This is a genomic window from Enterococcus sp. MSG3299 (assembly GCF_050555765.1).
GTDB classification, from domain to species: Bacteria; Bacillota; Bacilli; order Lactobacillales; family Enterococcaceae; genus Enterococcus; species Enterococcus faecalis.
Genome location: NZ_CP187869.1, coordinates 883,030 through 901,934 on the forward strand (window position 1 = coordinate 883,030; position 18,905 = coordinate 901,934).

Below are 18,905 nucleotides of genomic sequence, written 5' to 3' on the forward strand. Positions count from 1 at the left end.
GATGAAAAACGCACGTTGGTTAAGTATTTGCGTCATGCTACTCGCTCTTTTCGGGTTTTCACAGCAAGCATTAGCAGAGGCATCGCAAGCAAGCGTTCAAGTTACGTTGCACAAATTATTGTTCCCTGATGGTCAATTACCAGAACAGCAGCAAAACACAGGGGAAGAGGGAACGCTGCTTCAAAATTATCGGGGCTTAAATAACGTCATTTATCAAGTCTATGATGTGACGGATCCGTTTTATCAGCTTCGTTCTGAAGGAAAAACGGTCCAAGAGGCACAGCGTCAATTAGCAGAAACCGGTGCAATGAATAGAAAACCGATCGCAGAAGATAAAACACAGACAATAAATGGAGAAGATGGAGTGGTTTCTTTTTCATTAGCTAGCAAAGATTCGCAGCAACGAGATAAAGCCTATTTATTTGTTGAAGCGGAAGCACCGGAAGTGGTAAAGGAAAAAGCTAGCAACCTAGTAGTGATTTTGCCTGTTCAAGATCCACAAGGGCAATCGTTAACGCATATTCATTTATATCCAAAAAATGAAGAAAATGCCTATGACTTACCACCACTTGAAAAAACGGTACTCGATAAGCAACAAGGCTTTAATCAAGGAGAGCACATTAACTATCAGTTAACGACTCAGATTCCAGCGAATATTTTAGGATATCAGGAATTCCGTTTGTCAGATAAGGCGGATACAACGTTGACACTTTTACCAGAATCAATTGAGGTAAAAGTGGCTGGAAAAACAGTTACTACAGGTTACACATTGACGACGCAAAAGCATGGATTTACGCTTGATTTTTCAATTAAAGACTTACAAAACTCTGCAAATCAAACAATGACTGTGTCGTATCAAATGCGTTTAGAAAAGACCGCTGAACCAGACACTGCGATTAACAACGAAGGACAATTAGTCACGGACAAGCATACCTTGACTAAAAGAGCCGCAGTTCGTACAGGCGGCAAGTCTTTTGTCAAAGTTGATAGTGAAAATGCGAAAATCACCTTGCCAGAGGCTGTTTTTATCGTCAAAAATCAAGCGGGGGAATACCTCAATGAAACAGCAAACGGGTATCGTTGGCAAAAAGAAAAAGCATTAGCTAAAAAAATCACGTCTAATCAAACCGGTGAATTTTCAGTTAAAGGCTTAAAAGATGGCCAGTACTTCTTGGAAGAAATCTCTGCACCAAGAGGTTATCTTCTGAATCAAACAGAAATTCCTTTTACGGTGGAAAAAAATTCTTATGCAACGAACGGACAACGAACAGCACCGTTACATGTAATCAATAAAAAAGTAAAAGAGTCAGGCTTCTTACCAAAAACAAATGAAGAACGTTCTATTTGGTTGACGATTGCAGGCCTGCTAATCATTGGGCTGGTAGTCATTTGGCTATTTTACCAAAAACAAAAAAGAGGAGAGAGAAAATGAAGCAATTAAAAAAAGTTTGGTACACCGTTAGTACCTTGTTACTAATTTTGCCACTTTTCACGAGTGTATTAGGGACAACAACTGCATTTGCAGAAGAAAATGGGGAGAGCGCACAGCTCGTGATTCACAAAAAGAAAATGACGGATTTACCAGATCCGCTTATTCAAAATAGCGGGAAAGAAATGAGCGAGTTTGATAAATATCAAGGACTGGCAGATGTGACGTTTAGTATTTATAACGTGACGAGCGAATTTTACGAGCAACGAGCGGCAGGCGCAAGCGTTGATGCAGCTAAACAAGCTGTCCAAAGTTTAACTCCTGGGAAACCTGTTGCTCAAGGAACCACCGATGCAAATGGGAATGTCACTGTTCAGTTACCTAAAAAACAAAATGGTAAAGATGCAGTGTATACCATTAAAGAAGAACCAAAAGAGGGTGTAGTTGCTGCTACGAATATGGTGGTGGCGTTCCCAGTTTACGAAATGATCAAGCAAACAGATGGTTCCTATAAATATGGAACAGAAGAATTAGCGATTGTTCATATTTATCCTAAAAATGTGGTAGCCAATGATGGTAGTTTACATGTGAAAAAAGTAGGAACTGCTGAAAATGAAGGATTAAATGGCGCAGAATTTGTTATTTCCAAAAGCGAAGGCTCACCAGGCACAGTAAAATATATCCAAGGAGTCAAAGATGGATTATATACATGGACAACGGATAAAAAACAAGCAAAACGCTTTATTACTGGGAAAAGTTATGAAATTGGCGAAAATGATTTCACAGAAGCAGAGAATGGAACGGGAGAATTAACAGTTAAAAATCTTGAGGTTGGTTCGTATATTTTAGAAGAAGTAAAAGCTCCAAATAATGCAGAATTAATTGAAAATCAAACAAAAACACCATTTACAATTGAAGCAAACAATCAAACACCTGTTGAAAAAACAGTCAAAAATGATACCTCTAAAGTTGATAAAACAACACCAAACTTAGATGGTAAAGATGTGGCAATTGGCGAAAAAATTAAATATCAAATTTCTGTAAATATTCCATTGGGGATTGCAGACAAAGAAGGCGACGCTAATAAATACGTCAAATTCAATTTAGTTGATAAACATGATGCAGCCTTAACTTTTGATAACGTGACTTCTGGAGAGTATGCCTATGCGTTATATGATGGGGATACAATGATCGATCCTGAAAATTACCAAGTGACTGAACAAGCAAATGGCTTCACTGTCGCCGTTAATCCAGCGTATATTCCTACGCTAACACCAGGCGGCACACTAAAATTCGTTTACTTTATGCATTTAAATGAAAAAGCAGATCCTACGAAAGGCTTTAAAAATGAGGCGAATGTTGATAACGGTCATACCGACGACCAAACACCACCAACTGTTGAAGTTGTGACAGGTGGGAAACGTTTCATTAAAGTCGATGGCGATGTGACAGCGACACAAGCCTTGGCGGGAGCTTCCTTTGTCGTTCGTGATCAAAACAGCGACACAGCAAATTATTTGAAAATCGATGAAACAACGAAAGCAGCAACTTGGGTGAAAACAAAAGCCGAAGCAACTACTTTTACAACAACGGCTGATGGATTAGTTGATATCACAGGGCTTAAATACGGCACCTATTATTTAGAAGAAACTGTAGCTCCTGATGATTATGTCTTGTTAACAAATCGGATTGAATTTGTGGTCAATGAACAATCATATGGCACAACAGAAAACCTAGTTTCACCAGAAAAAGTACCAAACAAACACAAAGGTACCTTACCTTCAACAGGTGGCAAAGGAATCTACGTTTACTTAGGAAGTGGCGCAGTCTTGCTACTTATTGCAGGAGTCTACTTTGCTAGACGTAGAAAAGAAAATGCTTAATTTCTAGCATCACCGAAGAAATTTTTAGAAAAACAAAGAGCCTGGGCAAATCACTGTCCCAGGCTCTCATGCTTTATTTTTAAGGAGGAAGCAATGAAGTCAAAAAAGAAACGTCGTATCATTGATGGTTTTATGATTCTTTTACTGATTATTGGAATAGGTGCATTTGCGTATCCTTTTGTTAGCGATGCATTAAATAACTATCTGGATCAACAAATTATCGCTCATTATCAAGCAAAAGCAAGCCAAGAAAACACCAAAGAAATGGCTGAACTTCAAGAAAAAATGGAAAAGAAAAACCAAGAATTAGCGAAAAAAGGCAGCAATCCTGGATTAGATCCTTTTTCCGAAACGCAAAAAACAACGAAAAAACCAGACAAATCCTATTTTGAAAGTCATACGATTGGTGTTTTAACCATCCCAAAAATAAATGTCCGTTTACCAATTTTTGATAAAACGAATGCATTACTATTGGAAAAAGGAAGCTCCTTGTTAGAAGGAACCTCCTATCCTACAGGTGGTGCGAATACACATGCGGTCATTTCAGGACATCGTGGTCTCCCTCAAGCCAAATTATTTACAGATTTGCCAGAATTAAAAAAAGGCGATGAATTTTATATCGAAGTCAATGGGAAGACGCTCGCTTATCAAGTGGATCAAATAAAAACCGTTGAACCAACTGATACAAAAGATTTACACATTGAGTCTGGCCAAGATTTCGTCACTTTATTAACTTGCACACCGTATATGATAAACAGTCATCGGTTATTAGTTCGAGGACATCGTATCCCATATCAACCAGAAAAAGCAGCAGCAGGAATGAAAAAAGTGACACAACAACAAAATTTACTATTATGGACATTACTTTTAATTGCCTGTGCGTTAATTATTAGCGGCTTCATTATCTGGTACAAGCGACGGAAAAAGACGACCAGAAAGCATGGAAATTAACGATTCGTATAATAAAAGTGACTATGTTTTTATTTTTTTAAACCCTTTACGTAGTAAATCAATGACCAAACCTAAGCAAAAATAAGTACAAAAATGAAGCCCAGAAGAAATCAACATTCTGGTTGTTAAAGGCTGCTGGGAATAATAAGTATCCAGCACAGGCGTTTGGTGAATAATAGAAAAACCTAGAAAATCTGTAAGGGCCAATAGAAATCCCTTACTATCATATCCAGAAAACCAAAGTAGTATGACGAAAAGGCTAAACATACTAAAAAAAAGAGTAAAAAAATAGCTTTTCAATTTTTAATCCTCCTTATCGTGCATAATTGAACCAGAGAAACAGAAGTATTAACGAAATAACTAAAAGAGCAAGCCCTGAATAAAAAGCGACAAAGGGCCAATCAATCGACTGTTTAAATTCTTGCCAAGTTTGGATTTTTCTGTTTTTTTTCGCGCTATCTTCAAGCGTGAGTAAATAATTTAATAGTAAGAGGAGCAGCAACACCGTGAAATCATTTGTGTTAAAAAACACATGTAAAAATAGAATGACAAAGACAACACGGGATAACACTCGATTCCGCAAAATTAAAAATAACTTAGCACGCATAATAAACCACCATTTCTTATCAGAGATAATGAATCTGTTTTTGTCTACTCTTTAGTTATATCATAAAATTCTTAATAATGAAAAAATTATTCGAGAAAATAATTGAAAAAAGTTTTTTTCCTGAATCATTATTTTCGTAAATAAAGAATAAACGTGTTACTCTTGGCTTATCAAATTTGGAAGGAGTGTTAAAAATGAAATATCTGGATATTATTGCTTTAATTTTATTGATTGTCGGAGGTTTAAACTGGTTATTAGTCGGTGCATTTAATTTTGATTTAGTTGCAACAATTAGTGGCGGTGCAACCACACCATTAGCAAAAATTATCTATATTATTGTCGGAATTTGTGCGATTTATTCTATTAAGTTTTTAGCTCCTTTGTTCCGCGAACCATAGGATTGATTTAAAAGATTTAGATAACGGGAAGTTATTTTAACTTAGTAATTGAGAGTTTCCTTGAGAAAGGGGACTCTTTTTTTATTTTCTATATTCGTTTCAGAAGGTTTAGACAAGCTCAAAAAATATTTCAAGAGAGCAGCGTTGTTTTCAAAATAGAACCTAGCATTACCTCGAATGTACCTCAAATAACCTGTGTCTTTTTTTGAATCATTAGTTCAAATTGATGTGATCACTAGTGAGAAAAATCAGCTCTAGGATATATAGGAAAATATAAGCATCAAATAGGGATTTTGATGATAAATTATCTTTTTCCTTGTTATGATTATAACAAGGAAAAGAAAGTAGGGATTTATGTATGGAATTACAGGTGACAAAAAAGGCTAAATTTTTTTGTTTGGCGATGGCATTACTAATGACATTAGGTATTTTTATCAGCGCTGGTACAAGTGTTTATGCATCTGACCAGCTAGAGGATTCAGAAGTTGAGGCTGTAGCAAAAGGACTGGAAGAAATGTATGCGAATGGAGTGACGGAAGATAACTTTAAAAACTATGTCAAAAATAATTTTGCTCAACAAGAGATTTCTTCAGTTGAGAAGGAGTTAAATGTAAATATTTCTGATGCTTCAACAGTAGTTCAAGCGCGTTTTAATTGGAATGCATTAGGAAGTTGCGTTGCTAACAAAATCAAAGATGAGTTTTTTTGCAATGATTAGTATCAGCGCAATTGTAAAAGCTGCACAAAAGAAAGCCTGGAAAGAATTAGCAGTGACTGTATTACGCTTCGCTAAAGCCAATGGGTTAAAGACGAATGCTATTATTGTAGCTGGACAACTAGCTTTATGGGCAGTTCAATGTGGGCTAAGCTAATGAATTTAAAAGATCATGTTACGGAAATAGTAATTACTTTTATAATCGCTTTTGTGTATACTTGGATAGATTCAGGAGAAATTGAAATCTTAAAAACTCTTTTGATAACAATAATATTTTTAGCCATGTTCTATGCAATACCCAAAATCACCAATAGAAAAAGAAAATGAAGTGGTTTTAGAAAGATAATGTGATAGGAAGTGTAAGAGGAGGTAACGAGCCTTCTCTTTATTTTTTTATTGACTTGCTATGTAGATGGTTCAAGATAGCTAAAAAGCCTACCAAACCGTTAAAATGAAGTTTGGTTCACGACAACCACATTAACAGTTTAAGAGGTAATACTTATAAAAAAGCCATAGAAATTTCATTACACTTAAGGTAGAAATATAAGTATCCTATATAACATTCAGGTTTAAACTATTCAATGTTTCTTTGATAAGCTTAGCATAACTTGATTCCTACTTAGAATGGGTTCAGTAACTTTAATTCTACAGAATTTTGGGGGGTCTTTTTTTGTGAATCAAAAAAGATGTTGAAAAAAATATTGATATTAGAAATATAGAAGCTAAAAACTACATCATATCAAGATATGTTTTTTTCTAAATCATCAAAATACTTTACTAATATTTCCGCTTTTCCAAGTCCAATATTTTCAATAGCTGTTTTTCCACTTCTGATTTTGTCAATGTATTGCGTGCTGATTCCAGTTTCTTTTGCAATACGATAGCTCGTTAAATCTAGGTCTATTAATTTTTCGATTTTTTCAGTGTAAGTCATTTAATCAACTACTTTCTTTTGCTTAATATGCCTACAATTAACAAAATCACTGAGTAAGTAATCCAATTAATTACAGTAAAAAGTGTCAGTACTAAACCGACTAACACGATAGTTAATAATAGTAATACATAATTTTTATTATTCATGTTATTCTTGCTAGAATTATTCTATAGAGAAGGGAATACTAGCAAGAATAATAGGGTTAGTTTATTTCTATACTATCTAGATTTGATATAAAACATAGTTATTAGTAATTGAAAAGATGGCTAAAAAGATAAGTTTTGTAGCAGTCTTTTTCTTAATTCTTCCTTCCTATCTGTATACATTTGGATGAATTCATTCTTTTTATAAACTTTATTTAGTAAATTCCTATTTAGATAATAATCCAGTTCCTCGTTAGAATTATATCTTTTTAATACCCAATCATCGAAATACTTATTATTTTTTTCTGTATTAGGAATGCCTTCTAGTAATTGTAAATTTACAATTGTATCGATGTGTTCAACAATAAATGTTATTTCTTCTTCTGAATAACCTATTTCTCTTAAATTCTTTTTATTTTTATATTTGCTTGAAGGGAATATATGATCTTGGTGAAACTTATTTTTTAAATCTATGGCTGGAAAAATTACCGATAAAAGTGTGAAAGAGTACTTTCCAATTTTTGTATCTAGTAAATAATCAATGTCTTCATCCGTTAGGATTAAAGATTTGTTTGTATCTCTAACTTTAAGAAGTTTTGACAATGGGAACCCTTCGGATAAATCCTGCATATTTTCTCTCATTTTAAGTAATATTGAGTCTGGAGTTCCTCCAAAGATTCTTTTTAACAAAGAAATCTGAACAAAATATTTTATTTTATTCCTATCATTTAAGTATCTATCAGCTTCTAAATAGTTATTTGGGCAATCAATTTTGTATAGGTAATAAACAACAGGGATGATTACACTATTAGCAATTAAAGTATCTCCATTAAACCCAAAATTTGAAAGTAAATTCACTGCTAAAGATATTGCTTTTTTTGTCTTTTCCCAGTTAGTTTCGATTAGGTTTGTGGTTTGTTTGTCAAAATTGGAAGCTCTAAATTTAATATTCTTTTTATCAGTTAACACTAAAGCAGCCTTTAAAATATTATCTTTGTTAAAATTGAAACCGTTTCCTATCATATTTAGTTCATCAACTAATGAATAAATTTCTTCTCGAGCATTCAGATTTTGCCATTTAGCAGTCGCTAAAGAAAGCAAAAGGTCAGAATAAGTTAGCGTAGTACCACCGCTATTCATTCTGATAAAGATATCTAAAACCTTATCAATTTCTTGTGAGTTTTCTTCATAATATGCCAATATATCTTTTTCCATCATTTGATGTAAAGTTCCTAAAGAATTCATAATATAACTTGTTTTTTCAACGGATTCATTAGGAAAATTTTTCCGATAAAGCTCTTGATATCTAGCAATCACAGTAAACATTTCACCTACTTCAAATTGCAAAATATCGGAGACAGGGTACCAAAGAGTATCTTCGGTAAAATCTTCTGCTTCCTCATTAGTTAAAAATCTAAAATCAAATTGAACATCTTTGTTGGTATCTAAATTTGGAGAAACGATATTTAAATAAAGCTGTCTCGAAGGATAAGCATTGTCATTATTTTTCCATGCTCCTTTTATTTTGTAGCTGTAGGTACCTTTCAAAGCTATATAGATAGATGTTATTCTTTGTTGCCCATCTAGTATTGCTGTAACACTATCTTTATGTGAAATATTGATTTTTGTATTATGTCTAGCATCTCTTTGATGGTATTCTTTTAATATGTTATAAAATTCATATTTATTTATATTTTCATTTTGGACGTTCCAAAATAAGAACGAGCCGATGGGATATCCTTTCATAATGGAATCGAATAATCTTTCAATTTGTTCTGGTTTCCATACAAATTCTCTTTGAAGCGCAGGTAGTACATATTCATTGTTATCTATTTTCTTAATTAAATTTTTTATAGTGAAATTTACGTAACCCATTTTGAGAATCTCCTTTGACATTATTTAATTAATTTTACCACATAAAATACAAAAATATTGAATCTATTTTTATTATACAAATTTGTTATCTGGATTCTATAAGGTAATATAAATCGAAATTTCTACAGGTTTATCCATTAGAATATCTATTCATAAATATGAAATAATTACAATGGAGATTCATTTTAGAAAAAGTGGATATCCATGTGAAGCTAATCGAATCAAGTATAATTTAAATAAATTGAAATTATTCAGCAGAAAATTGGTTCGTTATGTAAAAGATTACCTTTTTAATAATGTTTTCTTGAAAGTATTCACCAAATTTTGATTATTAGTTGATACCTTTTTCTATTTTCTTTATGATTTTTCTCAAAAGTCCGAGTTCAGTCCAACTCCCAAGAAAATAAGGAACTTACTAAATCGTTGATTTAACAACGTTTAGCAAGTTCCTTTTTAATGGAGACGGCGGGAGTCGAACCCGCGTCCAAACATATTGCCACTTAAATCTCTACGTTCATAGACACTCATTTAAAGGTTCGCTTTACAGCGTGCCGAGTGACAGGCATTCTGTATTGCTAGTCTGGTAAGCTCTTCTAAATTTTACAGACGGAAAAATTTAGCGTATCCCACTTCGATTAGGACCCTGACCCGAGCACATGGGCGATGCCGGGAGGATCTTCGCTAGCTGGTTTTTAGGCAGCTAAAGCGAAAGAATTGTTTTCGTTTTTAGCAGTTATATTTAACTGTAACGTTTTAACGTAGCCGTAACCTACGAAACGCAATTCAAGCTCAACTATGCCTGTCGAATCCGTAACGCCCCCGAAATAACATAAGTATCCCTTGATACTTATCAAAGTATAGCATAAATTCCTTGTTTTTTCAAAGAGTAGGATAACACTCTGTTAGATATTCATAAAAAGAGGAAGGATGGACCGTAACTCAGTTCATCCTTCCTCTTTTTATGAAAGTGTGTGGGTATGTTTTGTAATCCATTGTTGCAAACGGATATTCAACCAAAAACCATAAATTCCTAAAGTAATTATAGTTAATAAAAGCCATTTAATCCAATGACCGAATAATTGCATAGCTGTACCGTCAAAATAAAGGCGTTTACCATCAATAACGGTATGCTTGATTTTCCAGTTGTACATCATACAAATTCCCCAAGGTGCGCAAATGCCTAATGTAAAGACAGTAATCAAGGTTGCTAAAATTGAAGTCCCGATATACGTGGCTAAACCACCGTCAAAATATGAATTTTTCATTCTTTTCCTCCTTATCTCATAACTTTTATTATAACAAGAATAAATGGCCTGGGAAACAAAATGAGGATGAAATAAGTATTTTTATTCATTATTGGTTCGAAATATGTTATTTATGCAACTCAAACTTGGCAGCATTAGATATTTTGTAACAAATGTTATCTAATGTAACTACCATAATAAAACGTTTTCCTTAGGAAGTGAATTAGAAATTTAAAAAAAAGGCTACTTAAATGAGCATTAATATTGTACGAGACATATCTTTTTGCTATTGTCAACTTCTGAAAAAGACCACTAAGTGGAAAAAATAAGAGAAAAGAAGGGTGAATAATTTTTTATGACAAAAAGTGTAAAATTTTTAGTGTTACTGTTGGTAATGATTCTACCAATTGCGGGGGCGTTATTGATTGGTCCAATTTCGTTTGGCGCCGAATTGAGCAAAAGTCCAATCGTTGACAAAGTAGAATTGGATCATACTACTTTATATCAAGGAGAGATGACCTCCATTAAAGTATCTTTTAGTGACAAAGAGAATCAGAAAATAAAACCTGGCGATACTATTACTTTAACTTTACCAAATGCATTAGTTGGAATGACCGAGAACGATGGCTCACCACGAAAAATCAATTTAAATGGTTTAGGGGAAGTTTTTATCTATAAAGATCATGTTGTAGCAACATTTAACGAAAAAGTTGAATCTTTACATAATGTGAACGGGCATTTTTCTTTCGGGATTAAAACGCTTATCACCAATAGTTCGCAACCGAATGTGATAGAAACGGATTTCGGAACAGCAACGGCGACTCAACGTTTGACGATTGAAGGAGTGACTAACGCAGAGACTGGCCAAATTGAGCGAGACTATCCGTTTTTTTATAAAGTAGGCGATTTGGCTGGAGAGTCAAATCAAGTACGTTGGTTTTTAAATGTGAACCTCAATAAATCCGATGTCACAGAAGATATTTCAATTGCGGATCGACAAGGAAGTGGTCAACAATTAAATAAAGAGAGTTTTACATTTGATATTGTGAATGACAAAGAAACTAAATATATTTCACTTGCCGAGTTTGAGCAACAAGGTTATGGCAAAATTGACTTCGTAACAGATAATGACTTTAATTTACGTTTTTATCGGGATAAAGCACGCTTTACTTCCTTTATCGTCCGTTACACTTCGACAATCACAGAAGCAGGCCAACATCAAGCAACATTTGAAAATAGTTATGACATCAATTATCAACTAAACAATCAAGACGCAACGAATGAAAAAAATACATCACAGGTTAAAAATGTTTTTGTAGACGGTGAGGCAAGCGGCAATCAAAATGTGGAAATGCCAACAGAAGGAAGTCTAGACATTCCTTTAGAGACAATAGAAGAATGGGAACCAAAGACACCTACTTCGGAACAGGCAACAGAAACAAGTGAAAAGACAGACACAACAGAAACCGTAGAAAGCAGCCAACCAGAAGTTCATGTCTCGCCGACAGAAGAAAAAAATCCAGATGAAAGTGAAACACTAGGCACGATTGAGCCAATCATACCTGAAAAACCAAGCGTAACAATTGAAGAGAATGGCACAACGGAAACTGCAGAAAGCAGTCAACCAGAAGTCCATGTGTCGCCAACGGAAGAAGAAAATCCAGATGAAAGTGAAACGTTAGGTACCATTTCACCAATCATACCTGAAAAACCAAGCGTAACAATTGAAGAGAATGGCACAACAGAAACTGCAGAAAGCAGTCAACCAGAAGTCCATGTGTCGCCAACGGAAGAAGAAAATCCAGATGAAAGTGAAACGTTAGGTACCATTTCACCAATCATACCTGAAAAACCAAGCGTAACAACTGAAGAGAATGGCGCAACAGAAACGGCAGAAAGCAGCCAACCAGAAGTTCATGTCTCACCAACGGAAGAAGAAAATCCAGATGAAAGTGAAACGTTAGGTACAATTTCACCAATTATTCCTGAAAAACCAAGTGTGACAACTGAAGAGAACGGCACAACAGAAACCGCAGAAAGCAGTCAACCAGAAGTCCATGTCTCACCAACAAAAGAAATTACTACAACTGAGAAAAAACAGCCATCCACAGAAACAACTGTGGAGATAAATAAAACTATTACATCAAAAAATCAACCACAAATACTAAACGCTCCATTAAATACATTGAAAAACGAAGGAAGCCCACAATTGGTTCCCCAACTGCTTAGTGAACCAATTCAAAAATTAAATGAAGCAAACGGGCAACGAGGACTTCCCAAAACAGGCACAACAAAAACACCGTTTATGTTAATAGCAGGAATACTGGCAAGTACATTTGCCGTTTTAGGTGTAAGTTATCTACAAATCAGAAAGAATTAACAATAGAAAAGCCATCCAGCTTTCGCTGGGGGGCTTTTCTATTATCTGGAGATAAATTGTTGATAGGCGCCAATCAAAAACTATGCTACAGTAAGGTATATAATGCTCGAAAAGGAGGGAGTAAATGACTAAAAAAATATGGTCGCACTTTCGGAAAAGCTTCACTTGGTACATTTTGATTGGCGTGATTGTTTCATTATGTAGTGCTTTAGCAATTTATTTTTTTCAACAGTTGTTAGATCATTATCAAAAAAGTTTCCAACTAGGGTTGTTAGTAGCGTATGGAACGACAATTATTTTAATTCCGCTATTGTCTTATTGTGAACAGAAACCAAAAGCTTACTTAACTAATGGCATCTATTTCTATTTGAAGAAATTAAGTTTAATAAAAATGAGCAAGATTTCCTATGAAGAATATCTAAAATTGGGAGCGGGAGCTTTACTACAAAAAGTAGAAGTTGGTGCAGCAGCTGGGAGAAATATTCACTTGAATTTTTATGGACGCTTATTTCGAGAGCTAATTCCAGAGACGTTATTTAATTTGTTTTTCATAGCATTGATTGATAAAAAATTACTGCCAGCAATTCTAATTGGTTATGTGATTGTATTTATTTTAACCAAAATACTTTTGAAAACGCTACAAAAAATGAAAGAAAAAACACTTATTTCTGAAGAAGCAATGAATGCTACTTTGATACGAGGGATGACCGAACTAGTAACTTTTAGAATTAATCGAAAATATAAAAAAGAGATTGAAAATTACGCGTTAATGGCAGAGGAAAATAGTCAAAATATAACAAAAATGACTATGATCCATGAATTTTTCTTTGGCTTTTTTGCCTTGTTAGTCGCACTTATCAAAGTAAGCATTGTCGTACTTAGTTTTACTAACGTTGTGACATTGAGTTTAGGTGGACTTGTAGCGATAGTGATGTATATCGATCGAATTTATACGCCGATAGCCATATTTAATGTTTTATTTGTTCAATATAATTTGGATAAAGTAGCCTATCAGCGCTTGGAAGATTTTTATAAAAAAGAAGATGATCCTGACTTAGCGGTTTCCGGCAAAGCGTTACCTGAAATTCAAACAATTTCATTAAAAGATGTGTGTTTTAGCGTAGATAGTCAAACGATTATGTCCCAACAAAATCGACAATTTTCAATGAATAAAACCTATGGCTTGATTGGAAAAAGTGGGACAGGTAAATCTACCCTGATTAAATTGATTTTAGGATTATTGAAGCCGACAGAGGGGACAGTTTATGTGAATCAATTTCCTCTAACACAATTTAATTTGGAAGATTATTATGAAAAAGTTTTTTATTTATCTCAAGATGTGCCAATATTTCAAGGAACGTTGAAAGAAAATATTGTATTGAATCAAGAAATTTCTGATGAACAAGTAATTGAAGCTATGTATCGTTTTCAGTTGGGGGAACTTTATGAACGGTTGCCGGAAGGTTTAAATACTATTGTGAGTGAAAAAGGAATGAATTTTTCTGGTGGTGAAAAACAACGGATTGCTTTTACGCGCTTAGCATTTACACAAGCAGAGATTCTTATTTTAGATGAGGCGACTTCCGCATTAGACGAAAAGACCGAAGAAAAAGTGTTACAAGAAGTACAAAAATTTACCCACAATAAGTTGACTATTTTGGTTACTCATCGACCTAAAACCCTACGATTTGTAGATGAAATTATTGATTTAAATGAGTGAACTTGTTAGCTGTTTGGCACATCTTTTGCTACACTTTTTATAAGAATTGAGAGAAAGGGGCAACTGTTGATGAATAATAATGAGCAAGAATTAGCGGAATTTTGGGATGAATTTGCAGAAGAATATGAAGAAATTCAACAAGAATCGCCATTTCCAATTGCCCGAGAATTACGTGATTTCTTGGTCCAAGAAGGCATTTTTCCGTGTCAGACATTTCTGGATATCGCAGGTGGGACGGGACGATATTTGCCTTTTTTTCAAGAGCAAGTCACGGAGTACACGCTAGCCGATATTTCTCAGAGAATGTTGGAGATTGCGGAAGCAAAAGCACAAAGCAACGTTGTTTTTCTTCACCAAAGCCAAGAAAGACTGATTGAGACTGGGAAAAAATTTCAAGTCGTTTTTTCAGCGATGAACCCTGCTTTGGATACGCCGGAAAAAGTTAATGCATTGTGCCAATTAAGTGAGAAATGGTGTCTTATATTTCGGCTAGTGGAAGAGCAAGATTTGTTATTTTCTCCTTTTGAGCAAGAGAGCAACCCGCAGTTAAATTGGATGGCAAAATACAAAGCATTTCTAAAAAAAGAACAGCGACCCTTTTTCACAAAAAAATTTTTCTTTGAAGCATCAGAAACTATTTCAAAAGACTTTTTCCGCAGCTATTTTGAAGAACAATGGTCAGTTCCAATTTTAGAACAACGCGTACAAGAAATTTTTGGTTCTCATGAAATTAAGCAAAATCAGCATACCGTTATTTATGAATTAATTGTTATTTCATGTAAAAAAACAACCAGCGATTACTAATTATCGCTGGTTGTTTTTCGGTTATTTAATTGTGCGAAAGCTTTTTCTGGTATCTCTTTTTTATCAATTTTGACAGGAGATTGGATGATTCTTTTTTTACTAATGGTTGCTTCTATGTAAGCATTCGGTTCCAAAGGTTGCGGATTTTTGTCTGTCCGTTCGTAATCCATGACTTGGGTTTTTCCATTACTTTTAACAAAAGTTAGTCGATAGTGTAAAGAATATTGGCCATCTATGCTTTTTTGATTGTCATCTACTGTTTGTTTTCGTTCAGGAATTTCTAGAGGAACTTGTGCATAGGCTTTTTCACCCTTATATGTATCTGCATAATAACGATAGCCTGTATAACCACCAACAATCAATAAGCCAATAAATAAAATAGCGCCGATTTTTTTCATTTTTTCTCCTCCTAACAATTTACAAAAATAGCATAGCAAAAGAAGAAGGAGATGGAACATCGAAAAAACGAACAGTTCTCTTACAAAACTGTTCGTTTTTTCAGTCTATTTAGCTTTCATCAGAGAGTAGAAAGGAATCATTTTTCTTACGATAACTAAAGAAAATAACAAAGTACAATAGGCCTGTTAAAAGAGTAACGCCTAACGAATTTGTAAATAAGATGCCAATAAAGATGAGGCCTAAAATGATTAAAGCAAGGAGATTAATACTTTTTTCAAAGAGAGACCCTCGTTTTAAAGACAGAACAAACGCCGCAGCGCTAATTAAAATCCAAATTAGCAAGACAGTGTAAGAGAGAGAACCGGCTAAGTAACCAAATAATTCATCGCCAACAAAATAAGAAAGAATAACGCCCAGATATAAAACACTTGCGCAGAAGAAAACTGAACGTTGAGGTACTTGGTGCTTGTTTAAAACCGCTAGTTTACTCATGGGTCCTTTTTTATCTTTTAAGCGAAAATATAAAAGGCGAGAAGAGGCGTATACCCCAGAATTAATAGAAGAAAACAAGGCTAAAATAATCACAAAATTTACGATGTCAGCAGCAAAAGGAATATTCATTTTTTCAAAAACCATAACAAATGGACTCACCGTTGTGCCTGCTAATGTATTCCAAGGGAAAATAATCAAAAGTAAGAATAATGGAATGATATAGAAGGAAATAATCCGTCCCATCACACCACGAATCGCTTTAGGAATGGCTTTTTTAGGATCATCTGCTTCACTGACAGTGATCGCGATTAATTCTGAACCGCCATAAGAATAAATAACTACTAATAAAGAATTAACAATACCTTTCATGCCATGTGGGGCGAAGCCACCATGCTTAGTGATGCTTTGTAAAGTAGGGAAGACACCACTGCCTAGCATTTGTTGTCCCACTAGATAAACACCAAAAATAATTAACAAAATGATGACACTAATTTTAGCAAACGCCAACCAATATTCTGTTTCTGCAAATAAACGAACCGAGTAAAGATTAATGAGCGTCGTTAAAATAGCTAAAATAAAAACAAAAAACCAAGCAGGAATATTAGGAAACCAAAGTTGTAAAAAGGAAGCTGCGGCAACCGCTTCTGCGATAATATTAATTGTCCACATGGAATAATAAACCCAATCAATAAAGTCAGCAGAATGTGCACCTAAAAATGGTCGAACTAAGCCAGACAAACCATGATGTGTGTCTCCGCCATCTAAAACGAGTTTTCCTAAACCACTCATGACGATGAAGAGAACAGCACCGCCAATTAGAAAGGCGATTAAAACAGAAGGACCAGCAATACCAATTGCTTCGCCACTTCCTTTAAAAAGACCTGCGCCAATCGCTCCCCCTAAGGCTAACATCGTAATGTGGCGCGAGCTTAATTGTTTTTTTAAGGTTGTTTGTTGTGTTTCACTCATAGGATTCTCCTTTAATTGAAAAAAATAATATGAAAATAACTTTCTTTATTATATACAATTTTCTGACAATTACAACTATTCTGTCAATGAAAATGAAAAAATAAGTGAAAAATATTATGAAAATAAAAAAATTGAGCAATTTAAGTGATTAAAATCGCTCAATTTTTTTATTAATTTTTATTTTTTAATAGGGTCATAATTGTTAATGGAACAGTAATGACTACATAGCCGATGATACTAGCCACTACTAAATAAGCTATAGGACTCGAGAAATTAAATAAGTCCGTTAAAAGTATTGCGACAATCATTGAAATAGCATAACAAATGAATAATTGAATAAACCGCTTTGCAGACAAAAAATCACCTCTTCCTAATTAGTAAAAGTCTCTTTTCAATCATTTAGTATACACCTGAAAAGAAGAATAAACTATTATTAATTAAAAGAAAAAGTAAAATAACTAGTGGATTTTTTGTTCAGCTGATTATCTTAAGAATTAGAAAATGGGACATAAGTCATCTCGACTTATGTCCCATTTTCATTTATGACGTTGGCTTCGTGTAAATTGAGAAGTCTCGTCCTCTCTAGTGGTTGGTTGCTGTGTTCGTTGTACGGTTTGCTTTTCCGGCTCGCTCTTTTTTGCAACATCAGTCACAACATTTGGCTTCTGAGAAGGGGGAACAGTTGTTTTTTTGTTTAAAGTTGGCGTAGTTCTTTTTGTTTCTTTCTTTTGTTTCTTTTTATTATTTTTATCATTTCCAGTGACTGTCAAATAGATAATCAGAAAAATCATTAGGATCGTTGCAACAATTAATAGAATAAACATGTTAAATGAAATGAACATGCATGGCCCTCGTTTCTCGTTTTTTCTTAGTTTACCAAAATTTCAAAATTTCGTCACTCTTTTCTTCAGAAAAAACGAATTTCAAAGGGGTTAAAAGAAACTTTTATAAAAAAGCCTCCTTTTTTGTGTGAAAATGCACAAAATTTCTGGAATCGTTTGCTGTTAAAACCAGATACTGGTAAAATAATTATTGTATAAGAATCATTTTAAAAAACGATTTTTGTTACAAATAACGTATTTGTTGAAAAGGCACTGTGAAGTAGTTAGAGACGACAGCCAAGTGACTTTTAATGACAGCCGCCCAATTAATTTCATGGAGCCTTTTCGTAGAAAACGAGGAGGTTATTTTGCGTGAAAGTGAGTATATTTTCGACATGCGTGGTGGATTTACTTTTTCCAAATGTAGGGCAAGCAATGGTAGAGGTTTTGGAACGGTATGGCTGTGAAACGGTTTTACCAACAAGCCAAACGTGTTGTGGTCAGCCAACGTATAATAGTGGCTATGTGACAGAGAGCACGACAACGCTTAAGAATCAAATTGATAGTTTTGACGGTGCCGATTATGTGGTGGGACCTGCGGGGTCTTGTGTCGGCATGATGAAAGAATACCACAAATTTTTAGCAGATGATCCTATTTATGGGCCAAAAGCACAACGTTTAGCTGAGCGAACTTACGAGTTTAGTCAGTTTCTTTATCGTGTCTTAGGGGTCAAAGATGTTGGCGCAACGCTACATGGGAAAGCAACTTATCATCGTTCTTGTCATATGACGAGAATTTTAAATGAACGAGAATCGCCTTTTGTTTTGTTGGATCATGTGAAAGGATTAGAAATGATTCCTTTAGGACATCTTGAAAATTGTTGCGGATTTGGCGGAACGTTTTCAGTGAAAATGTCAGCTATTTCTGAACAAATGGTGACGGAAAAAATGAACGATGTGATTGATACGGGCGCAGAAATTTTAATTAGTGCGGATATGGGTTGCCTGATGAATATCGGGGGTAAATTCAATCGTGATGGGAAAAAGATTAAGATTATGCATATTGCAGAAGTCCTTAATCACGAAGTGGATGAAGCACGCATGGACCAACCACAAATCATATCGGTAGGGTAAGGGGGAA

General features: G+C 34.5%; 18 protein-coding genes, 1 other RNA gene and 1 pseudogene. 10 read left to right on the forward strand and 10 right to left on the reverse strand.

Features of this window, described 5'->3' with window-relative positions:
* Position 1 precedes the first annotated feature (1 nt).
* From ebpB to srtC, 3 genes are all read left to right on the forward strand, one after another.
* Positions 2-1,432 (forward strand): endocarditis and biofilm-associated pilus minor subunit EbpB, encoded by a 1,431-nt coding sequence (gene ebpB / locus IGL23_RS04435; protein ID WP_033595408.1) that lies wholly within the window; start codon positions 2-4, stop codon positions 1,430-1,432.
* The gene (ebpC, locus tag IGL23_RS04440; RefSeq protein WP_033595410.1) at positions 1,429-3,312 is read left to right on the forward strand and encodes an endocarditis and biofilm-associated pilus major subunit EbpC; all 1,884 of its coding nucleotides are present in this window, start codon (positions 1,429-1,431) and stop codon (positions 3,310-3,312) included. The genes ebpB and ebpC overlap by 4 nt, the downstream gene beginning before the upstream one ends.
* Positions 3,313-3,405: 93 nt before the next feature.
* Positions 3,406-4,263 (forward strand): Ebp pilus assembly class C sortase, encoded by an 858-nt coding sequence (gene srtC / locus IGL23_RS04445; protein WP_033595412.1) that lies wholly within the window; start codon positions 3,406-3,408, stop codon positions 4,261-4,263.
* Between the two features lie 21 nt (positions 4,264-4,284).
* Here srtC and IGL23_RS04450 read toward each other — a convergent pair whose 3' ends face one another.
* Positions 4,285-4,563: a hypothetical protein gene (locus tag IGL23_RS04450; RefSeq protein ID WP_002363681.1), complete on the reverse strand. Its 279-nt coding sequence runs from the start codon at positions 4,561-4,563 to the stop codon at positions 4,285-4,287.
* Between the two features lie 13 nt (positions 4,564-4,576).
* Positions 4,577-4,870: a hypothetical protein gene (locus tag IGL23_RS04455; RefSeq protein WP_033595414.1), complete on the reverse strand. Its 294-nt coding sequence runs from the start codon at positions 4,868-4,870 to the stop codon at positions 4,577-4,579.
* A 194-nt stretch (positions 4,871-5,064) separates the two neighbouring features.
* Between IGL23_RS04455 and IGL23_RS04460 the strand changes: the two genes are divergently transcribed.
* From IGL23_RS04460 to IGL23_RS04470, 3 genes and pseudogenes are all read left to right on the forward strand, one after another.
* The gene (locus IGL23_RS04460; RefSeq protein WP_002381996.1) at positions 5,065-5,268 is read left to right on the forward strand and encodes a DUF378 domain-containing protein; all 204 of its coding nucleotides are present in this window, start codon (positions 5,065-5,067) and stop codon (positions 5,266-5,268) included.
* 358 nt (positions 5,269-5,626) lie between these two features.
* Positions 5,627-6,140, forward strand: a pseudogene (gene entV, locus IGL23_RS04465) (enterococcin EntV).
* Positions 6,125-6,310: a hypothetical protein gene (locus tag IGL23_RS04470; protein ID WP_002384733.1), complete on the forward strand. Its 186-nt coding sequence runs from the start codon at positions 6,125-6,127 to the stop codon at positions 6,308-6,310. The pseudogene entV and the gene IGL23_RS04470 overlap by 16 nt, the downstream one beginning before the upstream one ends.
* Positions 6,311-6,722: 412 nt before the next feature.
* Here IGL23_RS04470 and IGL23_RS04475 read toward each other — a convergent pair whose 3' ends face one another.
* From IGL23_RS04475 to IGL23_RS04490, 4 genes are all read right to left on the reverse strand, one after another.
* A complete protein-coding gene (locus IGL23_RS04475; RefSeq protein ID WP_002360606.1) occupies positions 6,723-6,917 on the reverse strand; it encodes a hypothetical protein in 195 nt (64 codons plus the stop codon).
* 266 nt (positions 6,918-7,183) lie between these two features.
* Positions 7,184-8,935: a DUF262 domain-containing protein gene (locus IGL23_RS04480; protein ID WP_002378176.1), complete on the reverse strand. Its 1,752-nt coding sequence runs from the start codon at positions 8,933-8,935 to the stop codon at positions 7,184-7,186.
* 454 nt (positions 8,936-9,389) lie between these two features.
* Positions 9,390-9,756: a transfer-messenger RNA gene (gene ssrA / locus IGL23_RS04485) on the reverse strand.
* 138 nt (positions 9,757-9,894) lie between these two features.
* A complete protein-coding gene (locus IGL23_RS04490) occupies positions 9,895-10,200 on the reverse strand; it encodes a DUF898 family protein (protein WP_002360604.1) in 306 nt (101 codons plus the stop codon).
* Between the two features lie 334 nt (positions 10,201-10,534).
* On the opposite strand from IGL23_RS04490, the gene ace reads away from it, so the two are divergent.
* The 3 genes from ace to IGL23_RS04505 all read left to right on the forward strand — a co-directional run bounded on the left by ace (position 10,535) and on the right by IGL23_RS04505 (position 15,083).
* The gene (gene ace / locus IGL23_RS04495; RefSeq protein ID WP_104869616.1) at positions 10,535-12,559 is read left to right on the forward strand and encodes a collagen-binding MSCRAMM adhesin Ace; all 2,025 of its coding nucleotides are present in this window, start codon (positions 10,535-10,537) and stop codon (positions 12,557-12,559) included.
* Positions 12,560-12,683: 124 nt separating this feature from the next.
* Positions 12,684-14,279, forward strand: coding sequence for an ATP-binding cassette domain-containing protein (locus IGL23_RS04500; protein WP_033594221.1), 1,596 nt, complete (start codon positions 12,684-12,686; stop codon positions 14,277-14,279).
* A 69-nt stretch (positions 14,280-14,348) separates the two neighbouring features.
* Positions 14,349-15,083, forward strand: coding sequence for a class I SAM-dependent methyltransferase (locus IGL23_RS04505; RefSeq protein ID WP_033594222.1), 735 nt, complete (start codon positions 14,349-14,351; stop codon positions 15,081-15,083).
* Here the strand turns inward: IGL23_RS04505 and IGL23_RS04510 are convergent.
* From IGL23_RS04510 to IGL23_RS04525, 4 genes are all read right to left on the reverse strand, one after another.
* Entirely contained in the window at positions 15,080-15,481 is a 402-nt protein-coding gene (locus tag IGL23_RS04510; RefSeq protein ID WP_002369637.1) for a YxeA family protein, read from the reverse strand. The two genes, IGL23_RS04505 and IGL23_RS04510, sit on opposite strands and share 4 nt — an antisense overlap.
* A 109-nt stretch (positions 15,482-15,590) precedes the next feature.
* On the reverse strand, positions 15,591-16,943 hold the full coding sequence (locus tag IGL23_RS04515) for an amino acid permease (RefSeq protein ID WP_002390076.1): 1,353 nt from the start codon (positions 16,941-16,943) through the stop codon (positions 15,591-15,593).
* Between the two features lie 170 nt (positions 16,944-17,113).
* Positions 17,114-17,299 carry a hypothetical protein gene (locus tag IGL23_RS04520; protein WP_002358046.1) on the reverse strand — a complete coding sequence of 62 codons (186 nt, stop codon included), beginning with the start codon at positions 17,297-17,299 and terminating at the stop codon, positions 17,114-17,116.
* A 180-nt stretch (positions 17,300-17,479) separates the two neighbouring features.
* A complete protein-coding gene (locus IGL23_RS04525; protein WP_016614957.1) occupies positions 17,480-17,767 on the reverse strand; it encodes a hypothetical protein in 288 nt (95 codons plus the stop codon).
* 369 nt (positions 17,768-18,136) lie between these two features.
* On the opposite strand from IGL23_RS04525, the gene IGL23_RS04530 reads away from it, so the two are divergent.
* On the forward strand, positions 18,137-18,898 hold the full coding sequence (locus tag IGL23_RS04530) for a (Fe-S)-binding protein (RefSeq protein WP_010713035.1): 762 nt from the start codon (positions 18,137-18,139) through the stop codon (positions 18,896-18,898).
* Positions 18,899-18,905: the final 7 nt, after the last annotated feature.